This is a genomic window from Desulfohalovibrio reitneri (assembly GCF_000711295.1).
Taxonomy (GTDB): Bacteria; Desulfobacterota; Desulfovibrionia; order Desulfovibrionales; family Desulfovibrionaceae; genus Desulfohalovibrio; species Desulfohalovibrio reitneri.
In genome coordinates, this window is sequence record NZ_JOMJ01000003.1 from 169,198 (window position 1) to 187,053 (window position 17,856).

Consider the following 17,856-nt stretch of genomic DNA (forward strand, 5'->3'; position numbering starts at 1 on the left):
CCCGAGCCATGCGGCTGGCCGTCATCTCCGACACCCATCTGGAATCTCCCACGCCCTGGTTTGAGCGTGTCTTTCACCGCTATCTGGAAGGCGTGGACGTGCTCATCCATTGCGGCGACGTCACCGGCGTGGACGTCATCGACTGGCTGCGGGCCGTGCACCCGGACGTGCGTGCCGTGAGCGGCAACATGTGCGAGTACCGGGTGAGTTGCGACCTGCCGCCCATGCTGCGGACCGAGGCGGGCGGCTGGAAGATCGGCGTAACCCACGGCTGGGGGCCGCGCTCGCAGGTTCCGCGCAAAGTCTACGAGGCCTTCGGCGAGGGGGTCGACCTGATCTGCTTCGGCCACACCCATCAGTTCACCTGGGTGCGCATGGGCGATACCTGGCTGCTCAACCCCGGCAGCCTGCGCCGCGACGGCGGCTCCATGGCTCTGGTGGAGGAGGAGGGCGGCCAACTGCGCGCCCGCCATGTGGTTCCGGACTAGATGGACAGGGTTTTCCCACGAAAAAGGGCGCTCCCTGGCCAGGGAGCGCCCTTTTTCGTTCTGGAAGCGGTGCCGGAGCTATTCGCCCAGCACCCGCTTGTTGGCGATCTCAATGGTGGCTTCCCCGCGCAGTTCGGACATGAAGCCCTGGTAGAGCTGCTGGCGCTTGCTTTGCTTCAGCTGCTGAATGAAGGACTGCTTGGCCTCGGCCCACTCCGCGTCCGTGGGCGGGGTGCGCTCGGACAGGCGGGCGATGAAGGCGCCACGCTCGGAGAGGTAGGGCTCGTCCAGCCAATCACCCTCTTCGGCCACGAAAACGGCTGCGGCGAAACGCTCGTTCATGCCCAGGCCGGGGATGAAGCCCTGGCGGGTGAAGGCCTCGGTGGTCTTGATGCGGTCCTGGATGCGCTCCATGGCCCGCTCCCGCTTCTGCGGGTCGTGCAGGGCGGCTGCCACGGAGGCGGCCTCCTCCTCGGCCAGCACCATGGCTTCCTTTCGCTTGAGCTCGGTGACGATGGTTTCCCGCACTTCCTCCAGGGGCCGCACCTTGGACGGCGTTTGGGAGGTGAGCTGCACCAGGGTGTAGCCGCCTTCAATGGACAGGGGCTCGTCCAGGGTGTCGCCGGGGGTGAGGGTGGACAGTCGCTGCACCGCCTCCTGGGAGAGTGAAGGCCGCGAAGGGCCCTGGTTCTGCGGGAAAGGTCCGGCGTGGCGCAGGCCTATCCCCAGGGTTTCGGCCACCTGCTCCAGGCTCTCGCCGGCGGCCACGCGGGCGATGGCTTCGTCCAGCAGGTCTGTTACTTTGCCAGCGGCTTTGTCGCGGGCCACGTTCTGCCGCACGTCAAGCTCCGCTTCCTCAAAGGGAAGCACGCCGGCCTCCTGCCTGTCCTCCACCCAGATGAGGTGGTAGCCGAACTGGGTGCGCACCGGGCCAACCAGGGAACCGGGTTCGGCGTCGAAGGCGGCCTTCTCAAAGGACTCCACCATGGAGCCCCGGGGGAACCAGCCCAGGTCGCCGCCGGACGGGGCGCTGGGGCCTTCGGAGTATTCCTTGGCCGCGGCCGCGAACTCCTCGGCGGAGTCGATCCTCGCGGCGATTTCCTCAAGCCTGGCCTCGGCCTGCTCGGCCTTTTCACCGGAGGCGTCGTCCGGCGCACGAAGCAGGATGTGGCGGGCCTTGACCCGGGCTTGGCGGGTGTAGGCGTCGGGGTTGTTCTCGTAGGCCCGGCGGGCCTCCTCCTCGGTCACGTCGGCCGGGTCGGCCAGCGCCTCGGGAGTGAACTCCAGGTAGGCGATCTCCGCCTGGGCGGGCACGGTGAAGCGCTCCCGCTGTTCCTCGTAGGCGGCCTGGACGTCTTTCTCCTCGACCTTCACGGACTCCATGTATTCCCCGGGCGGGAAAAGGACGTAGTCGGCACGGGCTTCCTCGCGGGCGTAGCGGAATATCTCCCTGGCCTCCTCGTCCGTGACCACCGCCGGGGTGACCAGATAGTCGGTCATGGTCTGCATGAGGATGGAGGACCGGTATCCGGCCTCGAATTGGGCCGGAGTCATGCCCTGGGAAAGGATCAGCTTCTTGTAGATTTCGCGGTCGAACCGACCGTTTTGGTCCCTGAAGGCCGGGATTTCGGCGATGGCCTGCTGTACCTCGGCGTCGGGCACGCGCAGGCCGTATTCGCTGGCCTTCTGGCGAAGCAGCTTCTCGTCCACCAGCTCGTTGAGCACCTGGCGGCGGAAGCCCATCTGGCGCAGGGTCTCCTCGTCCGCCTCGGGCATTTGCCGGCGCACCTGCTCCAGCCTTTGCTCGTAATGCTGCCTGTACTCGTCCAGGGTGATGGGCGTCTCGTTGACGTAGGCCACCACGTTGGAGTTGGAGTCGGTGAAGGAGCCCACGCCCCAGAAGACGAAGACCAGGACGATGATGCCGAAGAGGAGCTTGACGCCCCAGCTCTGGGCGTTGCGGCGAATGACTTCCAGCATGGCTTATCCGCTCTGTTTGGTTTGCTTGACGTGGTTCAGCAGGCCGCCGGCCCGGATGACCTCCAACTCCGAGGGAGCCAGGTCGTTGACCAGCCGCACGGTCTCGCCCGAGTCCGTGGCGGCCTCGATCTCGCCGCCGGGGGTGACCTCTCCCGCCGGGATGGTCAGGCGGCCGCCCTGGGCAAGCTTGTCGTAATCCGCCTTGTCCGCCAGAAGCAGCGGCAGGATGCCGAAGTTGACCAGGTTGGCGCGGTGGATTCGGGCCAGGGATTTGACGATGACGGCCCGCACGCCCAGGTGGCGAGGGGCCAGGGCGGCGTGCTCTCGGCTGGAGCCCTGGCCGTAGTTCTCGCCGCCCACCACAACCGAGGCGTCCAGGGCATCGGCGCGTTCCACGAAGCCTTCGTCCACGCGGGAGAAGATGTGGCGGCTGATGGCCGGGATGTTGGACCGCAGGGCGGTGATCTCCGCCCCGGCTGGCAGGATGTGGTCGGTGGTGATGTCGTCGCCCACCTTGAGGGCGATCTCCGCCTCGATGGTTCCGGGCAGGGGATCGAATTCTTCCAGGGGAACGATGTTGGGACCGCGCCTGATCTCCACGCCGGAGCCCCCCTCGGGCGGGTAGGCGAAGAGGTGGCGGATGGAGGGAGCGTGCTCGGGCAGCTCGGGCTTGAGCGGCGGCTCCCCCCAGGTGGCCGGATCGGCGAACTCCCCGCGCAGGGCGGTCATGGCCGCGGTGGCCGGGGAGACCAGGAATATCTTGGCGTCGCGGGTAGCCGAACGCCCCTCGAAATTGCGGTTGTAGGTGCGGGCCGAGACCCCGCCGGACGGCGGGGAGCCCCCCATGCCGATGCACGGGCCGCAGGCGCATTCCAAAATGCGCGCCCCGCAGTCGAGCATGGGCTCCAGCAGGTCCTCCCCGGCCAGCATTTTGACCACCTGTTTGGAGCCGGGGGAGACGAGCAGGTCGGTCTCGTCGGACGTCTTGCGCCCCGCCAGCAGGTTGGCCACGGTCTTGAGGTCGGAGTAGGAGGAGTTGGTGCAGGAGCCGATGCAGACTTGGTCAACCTTCATGCCGTCCAGCTCGCGGATGGTGGTGCGGATGTCAGGCATGTGCGGCGCGGCCGCCAGGGGCTCCAGGGCGGAGAGGTCGATGGTGATTTCCTCGTCGTAGGCCGCGTCCGGGGCGGGGACCATCTCGCGGAAATCCTCCTCGCGGCCCATGGAGCGCAGGAACTCGCGCGTCCGCTCGTCGGAAGGGAAGATGGAGGTGGTGGCCCCAAGCTCAGCGCCCATATTGGTGATGACCGCCCGCTCCGGCACGCTCAGCCCGGCCACGCCTTCGCCCGCGTACTCGAAGACACGGCCCACGCCGCCCTTCACCGTCAGCTCGCCGAGCAGGTGGAGGATGACGTCCTTGGCCGAGGCCCAGCCGGTCAGTTCGCCGGTGAGGTTGACCCGGACCACCTTGGGGCATGGGATGCGGTACGGCTCGCCCGCCATGGCCAGAGCCACGGAGAGCCCGCCCGCGCCCATGGCCAGGGAGCCGATGCCTCCGGCGGTGGGGGTGTGGGAGTCGGAGCCGATGAGGGTGGCCCCGGGCTTGGCGAAGTTCTCCAGGTGCAGCTGGTGGCAGATGCCCAGCCCCGGCGGGGAAAAGACGATGCCGTATTTGGCGGCCACGCTACGCAGGTAGCGGTGGTCGTCGGGATTGCGGAAACCCATTTGCAGGGTATTGTGGTCCACGTAGCTCACCGAGAGATCGGTGCGCACGCGGTCCACGCCCATGGCCTCGAACTGCAGGTAGGCCATGGTGCCGGTGGCGTCCTGGGTCAGGGTCTGGTCGATGCGCAGGGCGATTTCCGCCCCCGGGGTCAGTTCCCCGTCCACCAAGTGTTCGGCCAGTATGGTGCGAGTGAGGTTTTCAGCCATATCGTGCTCCAGCGATCAGAAGGGGAAGCCCTTGTCCAGGTTGGGCGGCGGTTCGCCAGGGGATTCGCCCTGGAGGCGGCGTATTTTGTTCCGCCGGGCCAACAATTCGGTTTCCAGTCGCATCTTTTCCTGACGGTTCTTATGCAGGGCTTGGGCGTGGCATCGGCCGGCGGCGATGTCTTCGTCGAAGAGCAGCCGTTTGATCTCTGCCTCCAAGGCTTCCTTTTCCGCTTTGAAGGCGGCGACCTCGGCCTGCAACAATTCGATGTCGTCCTGCATGGATGCTCCTAGCGGATGCGGATGCGGCGGCGTTTGGGCTGCTCCGGCTCGGGCTTGCGGGCGAAGATGCCGCCCTCCGGAGCGGGCAGCCGGTTGAAGAAGCTCCAGAAGCCCGGCCACAGGGATGAAGCCGCGCCGGGGTTGTCCAGGGCGATGCCGGGCCGGACCAGGGACAGAACGCCCAGGGCCAGGGCCCACTCCGCTGTGGGCGCGGTGACCTGCATGGGCGGCTCCTGGGAGAATCCCGGGGTCATGCGCAGGGTGGCGCCTTCCACCTCGCATTCCTTGCCCGTGCGGTGCAGCACGCGGCTGGCCTCGCCCGAGTACTCGTAGCCCGGGGGCGGCACGACCTCGGCCCCCCCTGGAGCGGCCGCTGCCAGTACGCAGGCCAGGGGGACCAGACGATGGGTGGCGGGCTCCAGCGTGGCTGCCCCGGTCCAGACCGAGGACCCGACAGCCGCCAGGCCATTGGCCGTGTCGGGGGGCAGGCCGCAGGCCGCGAGCAGGTCCAGCGCGCCTTGCGCCTCGGGGTCGTCCCCGGGCCAGGAGCCGGAAAGCTCAACCCGGCCGCCGCGAAGGCGGGCCATGGCCGCGGGGTAGAGGCAGAGCAGGGGGTCCATGGTCAGCCCGGGTTCCTCGGGAAGCTCGGGCTGTCCGGGGGAAACGGCCACCTCGCCGGGGCCGGATTTCACCTCGATGCCGGCTACGCTCAGGGCGCGCAGGGCGTCGGAGAGCCCCCTGGCGGGTGGGGCGTCCTGGGAAAAGCGAATGGTCAGTCCGCCGGGGAAGCGCCAGGCGGCCAACGCCAGGGCGGCCGCGCTGCCCTCGGGCAGGTCGTCTGGCACGTCGATCGTCTCGGGCGCGCCTCCGCCTGCCTCCAGCCTGGCTGGTAGACCGGGCGAACGGCGGTCGATGGGCGCCAGCCTGGCCCCCATCTCGGGGAGAAAGCGCATCAGCGGCCCCAGTTCGGCCAGCTTCAGTTCCGGCCCGCCGGAGAAGCGGCAGCCGGTGGCCTCCTGGCCCAGGGCCTGGAAGAGCAGCAACAGGAAGGTGAACATGTCCTGCCCGGCGAAGACCGTGGCCTTGTCGAAGGAGACCGGGGTCGTGGCGCGGGCGGAGAGGGTGTCGTGCTCCCAGCCCAGGCCGCCGCCCACCTGGTTCAACCCCTTGGCCAACTCGATGAGGCCGTCGGAAAAGACCAGGGGCGCCAGCGAGACCGGCTGGCCCCGGGAGGCGGCAAGCACCGCCAGGCAACGGGCGTGCGCGTCCGAGGACGGGCCGGGCGAGACCAGGTTCATGGGGCCGTGGGGCGGCGTCAATCTGAAGGGGTCTGTTCGACCCGGACCGGCCTCGGCCGCTTCGTAGCCCATGGAGTTGATGGCCACGAACAGCTTCTTTGCCAGCCGTTCGGAAATGTTCATGGAACGGGCCCATTCGGCCCAGTTGGACCACAGGGCGCGCTCCTGTGCGGCCTCAGCCAGCGGGAGTTTCTTGCGCCGGCGAGACTGGGCGGCTTTGGCCATGAGGCGCGTGCGCTTGTCCAGTAGTTCCAATATGCGCCTGTCCAGGTCCATGACTTCCTGGCTCAGGCCCTTGCCGGTGCGGGAGGGGCGTTTTGTATCGGGCATGTAATCCGGGATTTTCCTCGATGATGGAATCCGTTTCCTTAGACGCAATCCGGGCTGGACGCAAGGGGGACAAGCTCCGGCGAGGCCGCTTCCGGAGGTTCTCTGGGAGCGGTTCGTATGGGCAAATAACGACACGCATGGCAAAATGAAATTATTTCGGAAAGATAAAAGATTTCGTGTGTCGCTTGACATTTTGTTGTATTTTTCACAAGTAGGAACTCCCGGTTGCACCGAAGCCCAGGCGGTAGGCTCGAGGGCCATACCCGCCGACGCGAACTAGGGATAACACCCAACGAAAAGGAGACGGATCATGTCGAATCTCGTACCCCCTCATGGCGGTAAGGGCCTGGTCGAGTGCCTGCTCGCCGGCGCCGAGCTCGAGGCCGAGACCAAGAAGGCCCAGGGCCTCAAGGCCATCGAAATTTCCGACCGCGCCAAGGGCGACGTCATCATGATGGGCATCGGCGGCTTCTCGCCGCTGAGCGGCTTCATGAGCAAGGCCGACTGGAAGAGCGTCTGCGAGAGCTACACCCTGGCCGACGGCACCTTCTGGCCCGTGCCCGTGTGCCTGGACACCAATGACGAGGACGTCAAGGAAGGCGACGAGATCGCCCTGAAGGGCAAGGACGGCGTCATCTACGCCACCATGCTGGTGGAAGAGAAGTTCGAGATGACCGACGAGAACAAGCGCTGGGAGTGCGACCTTGTCTTCAAGGGCAACGGCGAGGACTCCGAGAAGTTCTGGGAGATCGCCGAGGACGAGCACATCGGCGTGAAGTACGTCATGGCCCAGGGCAAGTACAACCTGGCCGGCCCGGTCAAGGTCATCTCCGAGGGCGACTACGCCACCCGCTTCCCCGGCGTCTACATGACCCCCGCCCAGATGCGCGCCGAGATGGAAAAGCGCGGCTGGTCCAACGTGGCCGCCCTGCAGCTGCGCAACCCCATGCACCGCTCTCACGAGTACCTGGCCAAGATCGCCGTGGAAGTCTGCGACGGCGTGGTCATCCACTCCCTCATCGGCAACCTCAAGCCCGGCGACATCCCCGGCGACGTCCGCATCCGCTGCATCCAGACGCTGATCGACGGCTACTTCGTCAAGGACAACGTCATCAACGCCGGCTACCCCCTGGACATGCGCTACGCCGGTCCCCGCGAGGCCCTGCTGCATGCCACCTTCCGCCAGAACTACGGCATCAACAAGATGCTCATCGGCCGTGACCACGCCGGTGTGGGCGACTTCTACACCCTCTTCGAGGCCCAGGAGATCTTCGAGAAGATCCCCTACGTCAACGAAGAGTGCCCCGAGCCGGGCAAGGCGCTCAAGTGCGAGCCCATGAAGATCGACTGGACCTTCTACTGCCACAAGTGCGACGGCATGGCTTCCATGAAGACCTGCCCCCACACCAAGGAAGACCGCGTCATCCTGTCCGGCACCAAGCTGCGCAAGGCCCTGTCCGAGGGCGAGTCCATCCCCGACCACTTCGGCCGCGAAGAGGTCCTGGACATCCTGCGCGAGTACTACGAGGGCCTGACCGAGAAGGTCGAGGTCAAGATGCAGAAGGCCGCCTCCGGCGACTCCATGAAGTAAGCATCGCCAACGCACACCTCGTGCGAAGGGGGCGTCCCGGCAACGGGGCGCCCCTTTTTTTGTTTGGGAATTTCCGAACGCGAGGTCTCCGTCCCGCTGCGCTTGAGGTCGGAGTGGGCTCGCGACAGGAAGGCTGAGGGACGGGACGGGGCGAATATGGTTCAAATAAGATACTGGTTTTACAAACGTTAAGCTTGTCCAAAAAAGAGCGCAAAGCCCTTGCGTTTTTTTGCACGACGGGCTATGTTCCACATCGCCACAAGAGCCAAGGCCTAGTGATTTCCTTAGGCTTTTCAGCGGGTTCGCTTCATTTTTTCGGACAAGGCAGCCGGAAAAAGAGTCTGCTTTGTGGTTGGCCTGCCGGGCTGGGGAGTTGCCGCGGGATAAAACCAGCGGGTTCGCCCCGGGAGATTGAGACAAGTTTCACTTTCTCCTTGACTGGCCAGGTGGGCCTTGTTAATTCTTGCACAAACGCGAGTGGGGAAGACGAATTGAAGGCGATGAAGCATTTCGGTGTGACCAGCACAACTTGCATGAGCGGAAGCTTCTGCTGGCTTCGGCCCGATTCGTGATTGCGCAAGAAAGCAGGGAGGACATGGGGCGTTCTCTCTGCTTTTTTTAATAGAGGCATTGGAAAACCAACAACACATCACCCGGTTAGGAGGTTGCATTATGCCTACCTATGTCGATCCGTCCAAGTGCGATGGCTGCAAGGGCGGCGAAAAGACCGCCTGCATGTACATCTGCCCCAACGACCTCATGATCCTGGATCCAGATCAGATGCTGGCGTTCAACCAGGAACCCGAGGCTTGCTGGGAGTGCTACTCCTGCGTGAAAATCTGCCCCCAGGGCGCCATCACCGCCCGTCCCTACGCCGACTTCGCCCCCATGGGCGGCACGTCCATCCCCATGCGTTCGGCCGAAGACATCATGTGGACCGTCAAGTTCCGCAACGGCAACGTGAAGCGCTTCAAGTTCCCCATCCGGACCACCCCGGAAGGTTCCATCAAGCCGTACGAAGGCAAGCCCGAAGTGGGCGACCTGGAAGACGAGCTGCTCTTCACCGAGACCGAGCTGGCCAAGCCCAAGGAAGTGCTGGGCAAGAAGCTCGAGGTGACCGAGCTGGAAACCGACCAGTGCTGGCAGGACATGGTCTGCGAGCCCGGCACCGCCAACCGCTAGGTTGCCGGTAGGGAACTGCAGTAACGATCAATAAGAGAAGGAGAGAGAGATATGCCCACCATTCCGGTGAAAATCCCCTCCCAGGGCGTGGCCATCGATGAGCCCGAGCTCATCGAAATGGATGTCGACATCCTGATGGTCGGCGGCGGCATGGGCAACTGCGGCGCCGCTTTCGAGGCGGTCCGCTGGGCCGACAAGTACGCCCCCGAAGCCAAGATCCTGCTGTGCGACAAGGCCGCCATGGAGCGCTCCGGCGCCGTGGCCCAGGGCCTGTCCGCCATCAACACTTATCTTGGCGACAACGATGCCGACGACTACGTGCGCATGGTGCGCACCGACCTCATGGGCATCGTCCGTGAGGACCTGATCTTCGACCTGGGCCGCCACGTCGACGATTCCGTCCATCTGTTCGAGGAGTGGGGCCTGCCCTGCTGGATCAAGGAAGGCGACCACAACCTCGACGGCGCCGCCGCCAAGAAGGCCGGCAAGTCCCTGCGTGCCGGCGATCCCCCGGTCCGTTCCGGCCGCTGGCAGATGATGATCAACGGCGAGTCCTACAAGTGCATCGTCGCCGAGGCCGCCAAGGTGGCCCTGGGCGAAGAGCGCTACATGGAGCGCATCTTCATCGTGAAGATGCTGCTGGACGCCAACGAGCCCAACCGCATCGCCGGTGCCGTCGGCTTCTCCCTGCGCGAGAACAAGGTCTACGTTATCAAGTGCAACACCGCCCTGGTCGCCTGCGGCGGCGCGGTGAACGTCTACCGCCCCCGCTCCACCGGTGAGGGCATGGGCCGCGCCTGGTACCCCGTCTGGAACGCCGGCTCCACCTACACCATGTGTGCTCAGGTCGGCGCCGAGATGACCATGATGGAGAACCGCTTCGTTCCCGCCCGCTTCAAGGACGGTTACGGCCCGGTCGGCGCCTGGTTCCTGCTGTTCAAGGCCAAGGCCACGAACTACAAGGGCGAGGACTACTGCGCCACCAACCGCGCCATGCTGAAGCCCTACGAGGATCGCGGCTACGCCCACGGTCCCATCATCCCCACCTGCCTGCGCAACCACATGATGATGCGCGAGATCCGCGAGGGCCGCGGTCCGATCTACATGGACACCGCCACCGCCCTGCAGGAGACCTTCAAGAACCTCTCTCCGGAAGGCCAGAAGCACCTGGAGTCCGAGGCTTGGGAGGATTTCCTCGACATGTGCGTCGGCCAGGCCAACCTGTGGGCCTGCATGGACATCGAGCCCGAGAAGACCGGCTCCGAGATCATGCCCACCGAGCCCTACCTGCTCGGCTCCCACTCCGGTTGCTGCGGCATCTGGGTCTCCGGTCCGGACGAGGACTGGGTCCCCGACGAGTACAAGGTCAAGGCTGACAACGGCAAGGTCTACAACCGCATGACCACCGTCAACGGCCTCTTCACCTGCGCCGACGGCGTGGGCGCCTCCGGCCACAAGTTCTCCTCCGGCTCCCACGCCGAGGGACGCATCTGCGGCAAGCAGATGGTGCGCTGGTACATCGACCACAAGGACTTCAAGCCCGCGCTGAAGCAGTCCGGCGAGGAGCTGAAGAAGGAAATCTACCAGCCCTGGGAGACTTTCAAGGCTCACAGCGCCGTGTCCACGGACCCGGTCGTGAACCCCGAGTACATCTCCCCCAAGAACTTCATGATGCGCCTCATCAAGGCCACCGACGAGTACGGTGGTGGTGTGGGCACCATGTACGTCACCTCCGCCTCCCTGCTGGAGACCGGTTTCGACCTGCTCCGCATGCTGGAGGAGGACTCCCGCAAGCTGGCCGCCCGTGACCTGCACGAGCTGCTGCGCTGCTGGGAGCAGTTCCACCGCCTGTGGACCGTGCGCCTGCACATGCAGCACATCCACTTCCGTCAAGAGTCCCGTTACCCCGGCTTCTACTACCGCGGTGACTTCATGGGCCTCGACGACGCCAAGTGGAAGTGCTTCGTCAACTCCAAGTACGATCCCGAGAAGGGCGAGACCCGCCTCTTCAAGCGGCCGTACTACCAGATCATCCCCGATCCCATGCATCCGTAGCACGGGTGCCTCGGCGGCTGCGGGTCAAAGGCCCGCAGCCGCCTTTTTCTCGTTTTTCGGGGACTGGTCGCATACAGGACAAAATGGCCTGAGCCCGAGCCGGAATGGGGTTGAAAGTGCTTGCGGTTTGGGTTTGGGCCATTTTATTGAAGTCTGCGAATGTCTGACCAGGGAGGACAGTATATGTCGAATTCGAGCATTCTGGTTGTCGGAGGCGGATTCAGCGGGATCACCGCCGCGCTCGAAGCCGCCGAAGTCGGCCATGAAGTATTCATCGTCGAGAAGACGCCCTTCCTTGGCGGCCGCGTGGCGCAGTTGAACAAGTACTTCCCCAAATTGTGCCCCCCGTCCTGCGGCCTGGAAATCCAGTTCCAGCGCATCAAAAACAACAAGAACGTCAAGTTCTTCACGCAGGCCGAAGTGGGCGGCATCAAGGGAAGCAAAGGCGACTACGAGGTCACCGTCAAGATCAAGCCCCGCCACGTGGGCCCCGGTTCAGCCCAGCTCACCGAAGTGGCCGAAGGGCTGGAGAAGGACGTCACCAACGAGTTCGAGTTCGGTCTCTCCAAACGCAAGGCGCTCCATCTGGACATGCCCTTCGCCTTTCCGCAGCGTTGGGTCCTGGATAAGGACGCCTGCACCGAGGCCGATCTCAAAAAGCTCTCCGAACTCGAGGTCATCGACCTTGAGGAGACAGAGCGGGAAGTCACCCTCAATGTGGGCTCCATCGTGTACGCCACTGGCTGGAAGCCCTACGACATGACCAATCTGACCAACCTCGGCGGCGGGCAGATTCCCAACATGATCTCCAACATGCAGATGGAGCGGCTGGCCTCCGGTTCCGGCCCCACCAAGGGCAATATCGTGCGCCCCAGCGACGGCGAGAAGCCCATGAACGTGGCTTTCGTGCAGTGCGCCGGCTCCCGCGACGAGAACCATCTCGGCTTTTGCTCCTACATCTGCTGCATGGCTTCATTGAAGCAGGCGGCCTACCTGCGGGAGCAGCACCCCGACTGCAGGGTGAGCATCTTCTACATCGACCTGCGCACCCCGGGCCGCTACGACAACTTCAAGAACAAGATCCTTGATGATCCCAAGATCCGCGCGGTGAAGGGCAAGGTGGCCGATGCCCAGCCCGCCGGCGACAAGGTCAAGCTGACAGTGGAAAACGCCGTCACCGGGATCAAGGGCGAGGAGACCTTCGACATGGTGGTCCTGGCTACGGGCATGCAGCCCTCCCTGGCCGGCCAGAAGCTGCCCGCCGGCCTGGAGGTCGACGAGGAAGGCTTCATCATCGGTGGCGAGGACAAGGGCATTTACGCCGCCGGCTGCGCTAAGCTGCCCCTGGACGTCATGAAGTCGGCCCAGTCAGCGACCGGTGCCGCTCTGAAAGCGATTCAAACGGTGAAAGGGAGGTAAGCTGGCATGCCCGAGAAGATCGGAGTCTATATCGACGAATCCAGCGTCGGGCCCTACCTCAAGGCCGACGAACTGGCCGAGTTCATCAAGGGGGAGTTCGCCGACCTGGCGGCTGTGAAGACCCACCCCCGGCTGAACTCCGAGGATGGACGCAAGCTGATCCAGGCCGACATCGACGCCGAAACCATCGACGCGGTCTGCGTCTGCGGCCCCTCGCCGCGGTACGACTGGGACGTGTTCGATTTCGACGGCGTCCTGGTGGAGCGGGTCAACCTGCGCGAGCAGTGCGCCATGGCCTACCGCAACCCGGACGGCACCCTGCCCGAGGAGGGCACCGAGGCGCCGCGGGAACTGCGCATGATGGCTCAGGACTACTTGAAAATGGGCGTGGTCAAGCTGCAGAAAACCAGCTTCCCCGATCCGGAAGTCCCCGACGGCACCAAGACCATCCTGGTGCTGGGCGGTGGCTGGACCGGCCTCAACGCCGCCATGGGCGGCGCGGCCGCGGGGTACGACGTCGTCCTGGTGGAGCGCGAGGCCGAGCTTGGCGGCAAGGCCCGCAACCTGGCCAAGTCCTTCCCCCTGGCCCACCCCTGGACAGAGAACGTGAACACCGGCCTGGCCGAGATGATCCAGGCCGTTGAGTCCAACGACAAGATTACGGTCAAGACCTCCGCCACCCTGGAAAAGCTCGACGGCGCTCCCGGCCAGTACACGGCCAAGGTCGGCGGCGAGGAGATTCCGGTTGGGGCCGTGGTCATGGCCACCGGCTGGGAGCCGCAGGAAAAGGGCTACCTGGAACCCCTGGGCTACGGCAAATTCAAGAACGTGGCCACTTCCTCCGAGTTCGAGATCATGGCCCGCGACGGCAAGATGGTTCGTCCCTCGGACGGAAAGCCCGCCAAGAACGTGGCCTTCATCGTCGATGTCGGCGTCTGCGTGAGCAAGGGGCTTGAGAAGGAGGCCGCCCAGGCCGAGGAAGAGCCCGAGGAGCCGCAGGAAGAGAAGAAGGGGGCCGACGAGGAAGAGGAGGACGTGGAAGTCCTCACCTTCCAGAACCTCGAGACCTGCAAGCACCTGGCCTACTCCTCCGAGCTAAACTCCCTGGTGGGCCTGAAGCAGGCCGGCTACGTGGCCGACGGAATCGAGGACGGGCAGGCCTATGTATTCTACGACCACATGATGGTGCCGGGCATCAACGAACGCTACTACAAAGCGGCCCAGGACAAGTCCGGGGTGATGATGACCAAGGGCTCCATCGAGGCCATCCGCGAGGAATCCGGCGGCGATCTGGTGGTCGTGGCCCGCGACACCCTGCTCGGCGAATACGTCGAGCTGCCGGTGGACATGGTGGTCCTGCCCACGGGCATGGTGCCCACCACCGCGCTGTCCGAGGTCGTCAATCTGCAGTACCGCCAGGGCCCTGTCCTGCCGGAGCTGGAGCTCTTCGACGGCTTCGCCGACTCCAACTACATCTGCTTCCCCTACGAGACCCGCCGCACCGGCATCTACTCCGCCGGCTGCGTGCGCCAGCCCATGTCCATGGCCACGGCCCGCGAGGACGCGGCCGGCGCCATGCTCAAGGCCATCCAGTGCATCACCTCGCTGAACCGGGGCATGGCGGTCCACCCGCGCTCGGGCGACCGTTCCTACCCCGTGTTCAACTTCACGCGCTGCACCCAGTGCAAGCGCTGCACCGAGGAATGCCCCTTCGGCGCGCTGGACGACGATCCCAAGGGAACGCCGATGCCCAACCCGACGCGCTGCCGTCGTTGCGGCACCTGCATGGGTGCCTGCCCCGAGCGCGTCATCAGCTTCGACAACTACTCCGTCGACCAGATCGGCACCGTTATCAAGCAGATGGAAATCCCGCCCAAGATCGAGGACGGCGGTCCCCGCGCCATCGTGCTGGCCTGCGAGAACGATGCCTATCCCGCCCTGGACATGGCCGCCATGCGCGGACACCGCTGGAGCCCGTACATCCGCGTGGTTCCGGTGCGCTGCCTGGGGTCGGTGAACACCATCTGGATCGCCGACGCCATGTCCAAGGGTTCCGATGGCGTGCTGCTGCTCGGCTGCAAGTACGGCGAGGATTACCAGTGCCACTTCATGAAGGGCTCCGAGCTGTGCAACCGCCGCATGGAGAACGTGGCCGAGTCCCTCAACCGGCTTGGTGTCGAACCGGAGCGCGTGGTGCAGAAACAGGTGGCCATCGACGAGTACGCCGAAATTCCGCGCCTCATCGACGAGTTCATGAACTACGTCCTGAAGCTGGGTCCCAACCCCTTCAAGGGATACTAGGCCGAAGTCCAAGGGAGGAAGAATATGACCAAACCGGTTCGCATTCAGCCGGACCTGCAGTTCGTCAAGGACCTGCAGGAGGTGGGCGGCGATACGCTGAAGAAGTGCTACCAGTGCGCGACCTGCAGCGTTGCCTGCCCCATCTCTCCAGCCGAGAATCCCTATCCCCGCAAGGAGATGGTCTGGGCGCAGTGGGGCCTCAAGGACAGACTGGTCAACGACATCGACATCTGGCTGTGCCACAACTGCGGCACCTGTTCCGATCTCTGCCCGCGCGGGGCCAAGCCGGGCGACCTGCTGGCCGCCCTGCGCAACATGGCCTACCGCAAGCTGGTGGAACCGAACATCGTGGGCGAGTGGATGAGCTCGTCCCGCTACCTGCCCATCCTCGCGGGCATCCCGGCGGCCATCTGGCTCGTCATCTGGATCATCCGCGCCGGCATCCTGGGCACCGCCTTCCCGTACTTCGAGGCCTCCGACCACGGCTGGAAGGTCGTCGAGAAGGGCGGAGAGGTCATCTACGGCGGCCTCTTCCCGGGCGATTACACCATCGACCCCATCTACGGCCTGACGGCTTTGGCGGTCGCCTTCATCTTCTACCGGGGTGTCAAGAAGCTCTTCGCTTCCTTCGACATTCCCGAGACCTTCGTTATCGGCGGAGCGGAGAAGATCTCCTGGTGGGACGCCACCAAGGAAGTCATCGCCTGCCAGATCATCCCCCACACCAAGTGGAAGCAGTGCGGTGATACCGAGAACGATGAAAAGCGCTTCAAGGGCCACTTGACCCTGTTCTACGCCTTCGTCGCCCTGTTCATCGTCACCTCGGCCGTGGCCGTAGGCCACTGGGGTGGCAAGATCATTGAGTGGATGCAGGTCATCGGGCACACCCCCATGCCGCTGTGGCACCCGATCAAGATTCTGGCCAACGTGGGCGCCATCGCCTTCCTGTACGGCATCACGGTGCTGACCACGCGCCGCATGAACCAGGACCCCTCCAAGCACGGCTCCAGCTTCTACGACTGGTACCTGCTGGGCGTCATCTGGATCGTGGGCCTGACCGGCGTGGGATGCGAGCTGCTGCGCCTGGCCAACGTGGCCACCCTGGCCTACCCCATGTACTACGTGCATCTGGTGTCCGTCTGGATGCTCTTCGCCTACCTGCCCTGGTCCAAGCTTGGGCATTTGGTATATAGGACTGCGGCCTTGATCTACGCCCGCAAGCATGGCCGCGTTTCCATGGAACCCAGAGAGGAAAAAATATTTGTTGTCTAACAAGGGAGGATTCCACCATGGCTGAAGCGCGCAAGACGTTCCCCATGAGCACCTTCGCCGCCTACATCAAAGGCGAGGGCAAGGAGGCCCAGAAGCAGAACATCGTCGAACTGGTCTCCTTCATGACCGGCAAGGATATCGACGACGAGTTCTACCCCTTCGCCTCCGCGCTCGGTAAGGCTTGGGTCTACGAACAGCACCCCGAACTGGCCAAGATGACCGCAGGTCAGGTCCAGGGCCTGGGCGACAACGTCTCCATGCAGGAGCTGCCCGACCAGGAAAAGACCAAGGCCGACGAGATCTTCTCCACGCTCAAGGAGTACCGCCAGCGGATCGACGAGCAGAACGAGAAGATCCAGCAGCTGGAAAGCGAGCTGGCCGAGACCAAGGGCAAGCTGGGAGAGACCGAAAAGGCCATGGCCGACTACAAGGGCAAGTACGAAGCCCTTGAGGCCTCCGGCAAGGGTGAGGGCGAGAAGGTCTTCATCGCCGCCGAGGAGAAGGTCACCGATCTGAACAACCAGATCACCGAACTGGCCGGCGAAGTGGATAAGGCCAAGAACTCCATCATCGCCATCCTCAAGGCCGCCCCCACCGGCGAGGGCGGCGCCCCGGCCGCCGGCACCGGCGCCCCCGAGGCGGGCGGCGAGCCCGAGGCCGACTTCGGCTTCGGCGGCGACCCCTTCGGCGACTCCGAGTGGTAAAATCGCCACAAGCGGCTTTGCCGTTTTCGTAAGCAAAACACCCCGGTCGGCCGCGCGCCGGCCGGGGTTTTTTTGTGTCTGTTCTCCTGATCCTTAAACAGGCTTCGAAATCATCGCTCAGAGTCTGGTGTGTTGCGAATATTATTCGGTTGCCAATGCAATCTCGCGAAAAATGCAACTCCACGTCTGGATTTTACTGACAATTACGTGAAATCTTTGTTCTTGATTCAGCGCCGCTTTTCATAGTAGCTAACGGACGCTATGGCGCATCTCAAGCTGACAGACGTGTGCGTTCGGTTCGGGGGCCTGCAGGCCCTGGCCGATGTCTCCTTCGATCTGCGGGAAGGGGAGATAATGGGGCTCATCGGCCCCAACGGCGCCGGCAAGACCACCATTTTCAACGTCATCACCGGCGTCTACAAGGTCTATTCGGGAAAGGTTGAGTACGACGGCGTTTCCATCCTGGGTAAACGACCCCACCAGGTCCTTTCCAGCGGCATCGCCCGCACCTTTCAGAACATCCGCCTCTTCACGGCCATGACCGCTCTGGAGAACGTCATGGTTGCCCAGCACTGCCGCACCCAAAGCGGAGTGTTCTCGGCTGTTCTGCGCAACCGCTCCCAGCGCGAGGAGGAGGAGCACATCAGCCAGCGCGCCCTGGAGGCGCTGGATTTCGTGGGCATGGACGATAAGGCCCATGAGGTGGCGCGCAACCTGCCATACGGGCTGCAGAGGCGGCTGGAGATCGCCCGGGCCCTGGGCAGCCAGCCCAAGACCATCCTGTTGGACGAACCCGCGGCGGGACTCAACCCCGCCGAGAGCCGCCAGCTCATGGACATCATTCAACGCATCGCCGAAACAGGCGTGAACGTGCTCATGGTGGAGCACGACATGAAGGTGGTCATGGGCATCAGCCACCGCGTGGCCGTGCTGGACCACGGCGACCTGATCTGCCAGGGCCGCCCCGAGGAGGTGCAGCGCGATCAGCGTGTCATCCAGGCGTATCTGGGGCAGTGAACCCGGCC

Annotated in this window: 13 protein-coding genes; 9 read left to right on the top strand and 4 right to left on the bottom strand. The window is 64.4% G+C overall.

All coding sequences use genetic code 11. The features are described 5' to 3' along the window. Positions 1-8 precede the first annotated feature (8 nt). Complete coding sequence (locus N911_RS0101110) at positions 9-488, top strand: metallophosphoesterase family protein (RefSeq protein ID WP_029893549.1); 480 nt, start codon at positions 9-11, stop codon at positions 486-488. Between the two features lie 78 nt (positions 489-566). Here N911_RS0101110 and N911_RS0101115 read toward each other — a convergent pair whose 3' ends face one another. From N911_RS0101115 to N911_RS0101130, 4 genes are read right to left on the bottom strand one after another with little or no spacing between them, the layout of a single operon-like run. Continuing rightward, complete coding sequence (locus tag N911_RS0101115) at positions 567-2,468, bottom strand: peptidylprolyl isomerase (RefSeq protein ID WP_029893551.1); 1,902 nt, start codon at positions 2,466-2,468, stop codon at positions 567-569. A gap of 3 nt (positions 2,469-2,471) precedes the next feature. After that, positions 2,472-4,400 carry an aconitate hydratase gene (locus N911_RS0101120; RefSeq protein WP_029893553.1) on the bottom strand — a complete coding sequence of 643 codons (1,929 nt, stop codon included), beginning with the start codon at positions 4,398-4,400 and terminating at the stop codon, positions 2,472-2,474. 15 nt (positions 4,401-4,415) lie between these two features. Then, positions 4,416-4,679, bottom strand: coding sequence for a hypothetical protein (locus N911_RS0101125; protein ID WP_051693794.1), 264 nt, complete (start codon positions 4,677-4,679; stop codon positions 4,416-4,418). 8 nt (positions 4,680-4,687) lie between these two features. Next, positions 4,688-6,307: a chorismate mutase gene (locus tag N911_RS0101130; protein ID WP_029893557.1), complete on the bottom strand. Its 1,620-nt coding sequence runs from the start codon at positions 6,305-6,307 to the stop codon at positions 4,688-4,690. 310 nt (positions 6,308-6,617) lie between these two features. On the opposite strand from N911_RS0101130, the gene sat reads away from it, so the two are divergent. The 8 genes from sat to N911_RS0101170 all read left to right on the top strand — a co-directional run bounded on the left by sat (position 6,618) and on the right by N911_RS0101170 (position 17,848). Next, complete coding sequence (sat, locus tag N911_RS0101135; protein ID WP_029893558.1) at positions 6,618-7,898, top strand: sulfate adenylyltransferase; 1,281 nt, start codon at positions 6,618-6,620, stop codon at positions 7,896-7,898. 672 nt (positions 7,899-8,570) lie between these two features. Then, positions 8,571-9,080: an adenylyl-sulfate reductase subunit beta gene (aprB, locus tag N911_RS0101140; RefSeq protein ID WP_029893559.1), complete on the top strand. Its 510-nt coding sequence runs from the start codon at positions 8,571-8,573 to the stop codon at positions 9,078-9,080. A gap of 51 nt (positions 9,081-9,131) precedes the next feature. Next, on the top strand, positions 9,132-11,135 hold the full coding sequence (aprA, locus tag N911_RS0101145; RefSeq protein ID WP_029893561.1) for an adenylyl-sulfate reductase subunit alpha: 2,004 nt from the start codon (positions 9,132-9,134) through the stop codon (positions 11,133-11,135). 183 nt (positions 11,136-11,318) lie between these two features. Next, on the top strand, positions 11,319-12,554 hold the full coding sequence (locus tag N911_RS0101150; RefSeq protein ID WP_029893563.1) for a CoB--CoM heterodisulfide reductase iron-sulfur subunit A family protein: 1,236 nt from the start codon (positions 11,319-11,321) through the stop codon (positions 12,552-12,554). A gap of 6 nt (positions 12,555-12,560) precedes the next feature. Continuing rightward, complete coding sequence (locus tag N911_RS0101155) at positions 12,561-14,855, top strand: hydrogenase iron-sulfur subunit (RefSeq protein ID WP_029893565.1); 2,295 nt, start codon at positions 12,561-12,563, stop codon at positions 14,853-14,855. A 24-nt stretch (positions 14,856-14,879) separates the two neighbouring features. Beyond that, complete coding sequence (gene qmoC, locus N911_RS0101160) at positions 14,880-16,127, top strand: quinone-interacting membrane-bound oxidoreductase complex subunit QmoC (protein ID WP_029893567.1); 1,248 nt, start codon at positions 14,880-14,882, stop codon at positions 16,125-16,127. 17 nt (positions 16,128-16,144) lie between these two features. Beyond that, entirely contained in the window at positions 16,145-16,831 is a 687-nt protein-coding gene (locus N911_RS0101165) for a hypothetical protein (protein WP_029893569.1), read from the top strand. A gap of 261 nt (positions 16,832-17,092) precedes the next feature. Further along, complete coding sequence (locus N911_RS0101170) at positions 17,093-17,848, top strand: ABC transporter ATP-binding protein (RefSeq protein WP_029893571.1); 756 nt, start codon at positions 17,093-17,095, stop codon at positions 17,846-17,848. Positions 17,849-17,856 lie beyond the last annotated feature (8 nt).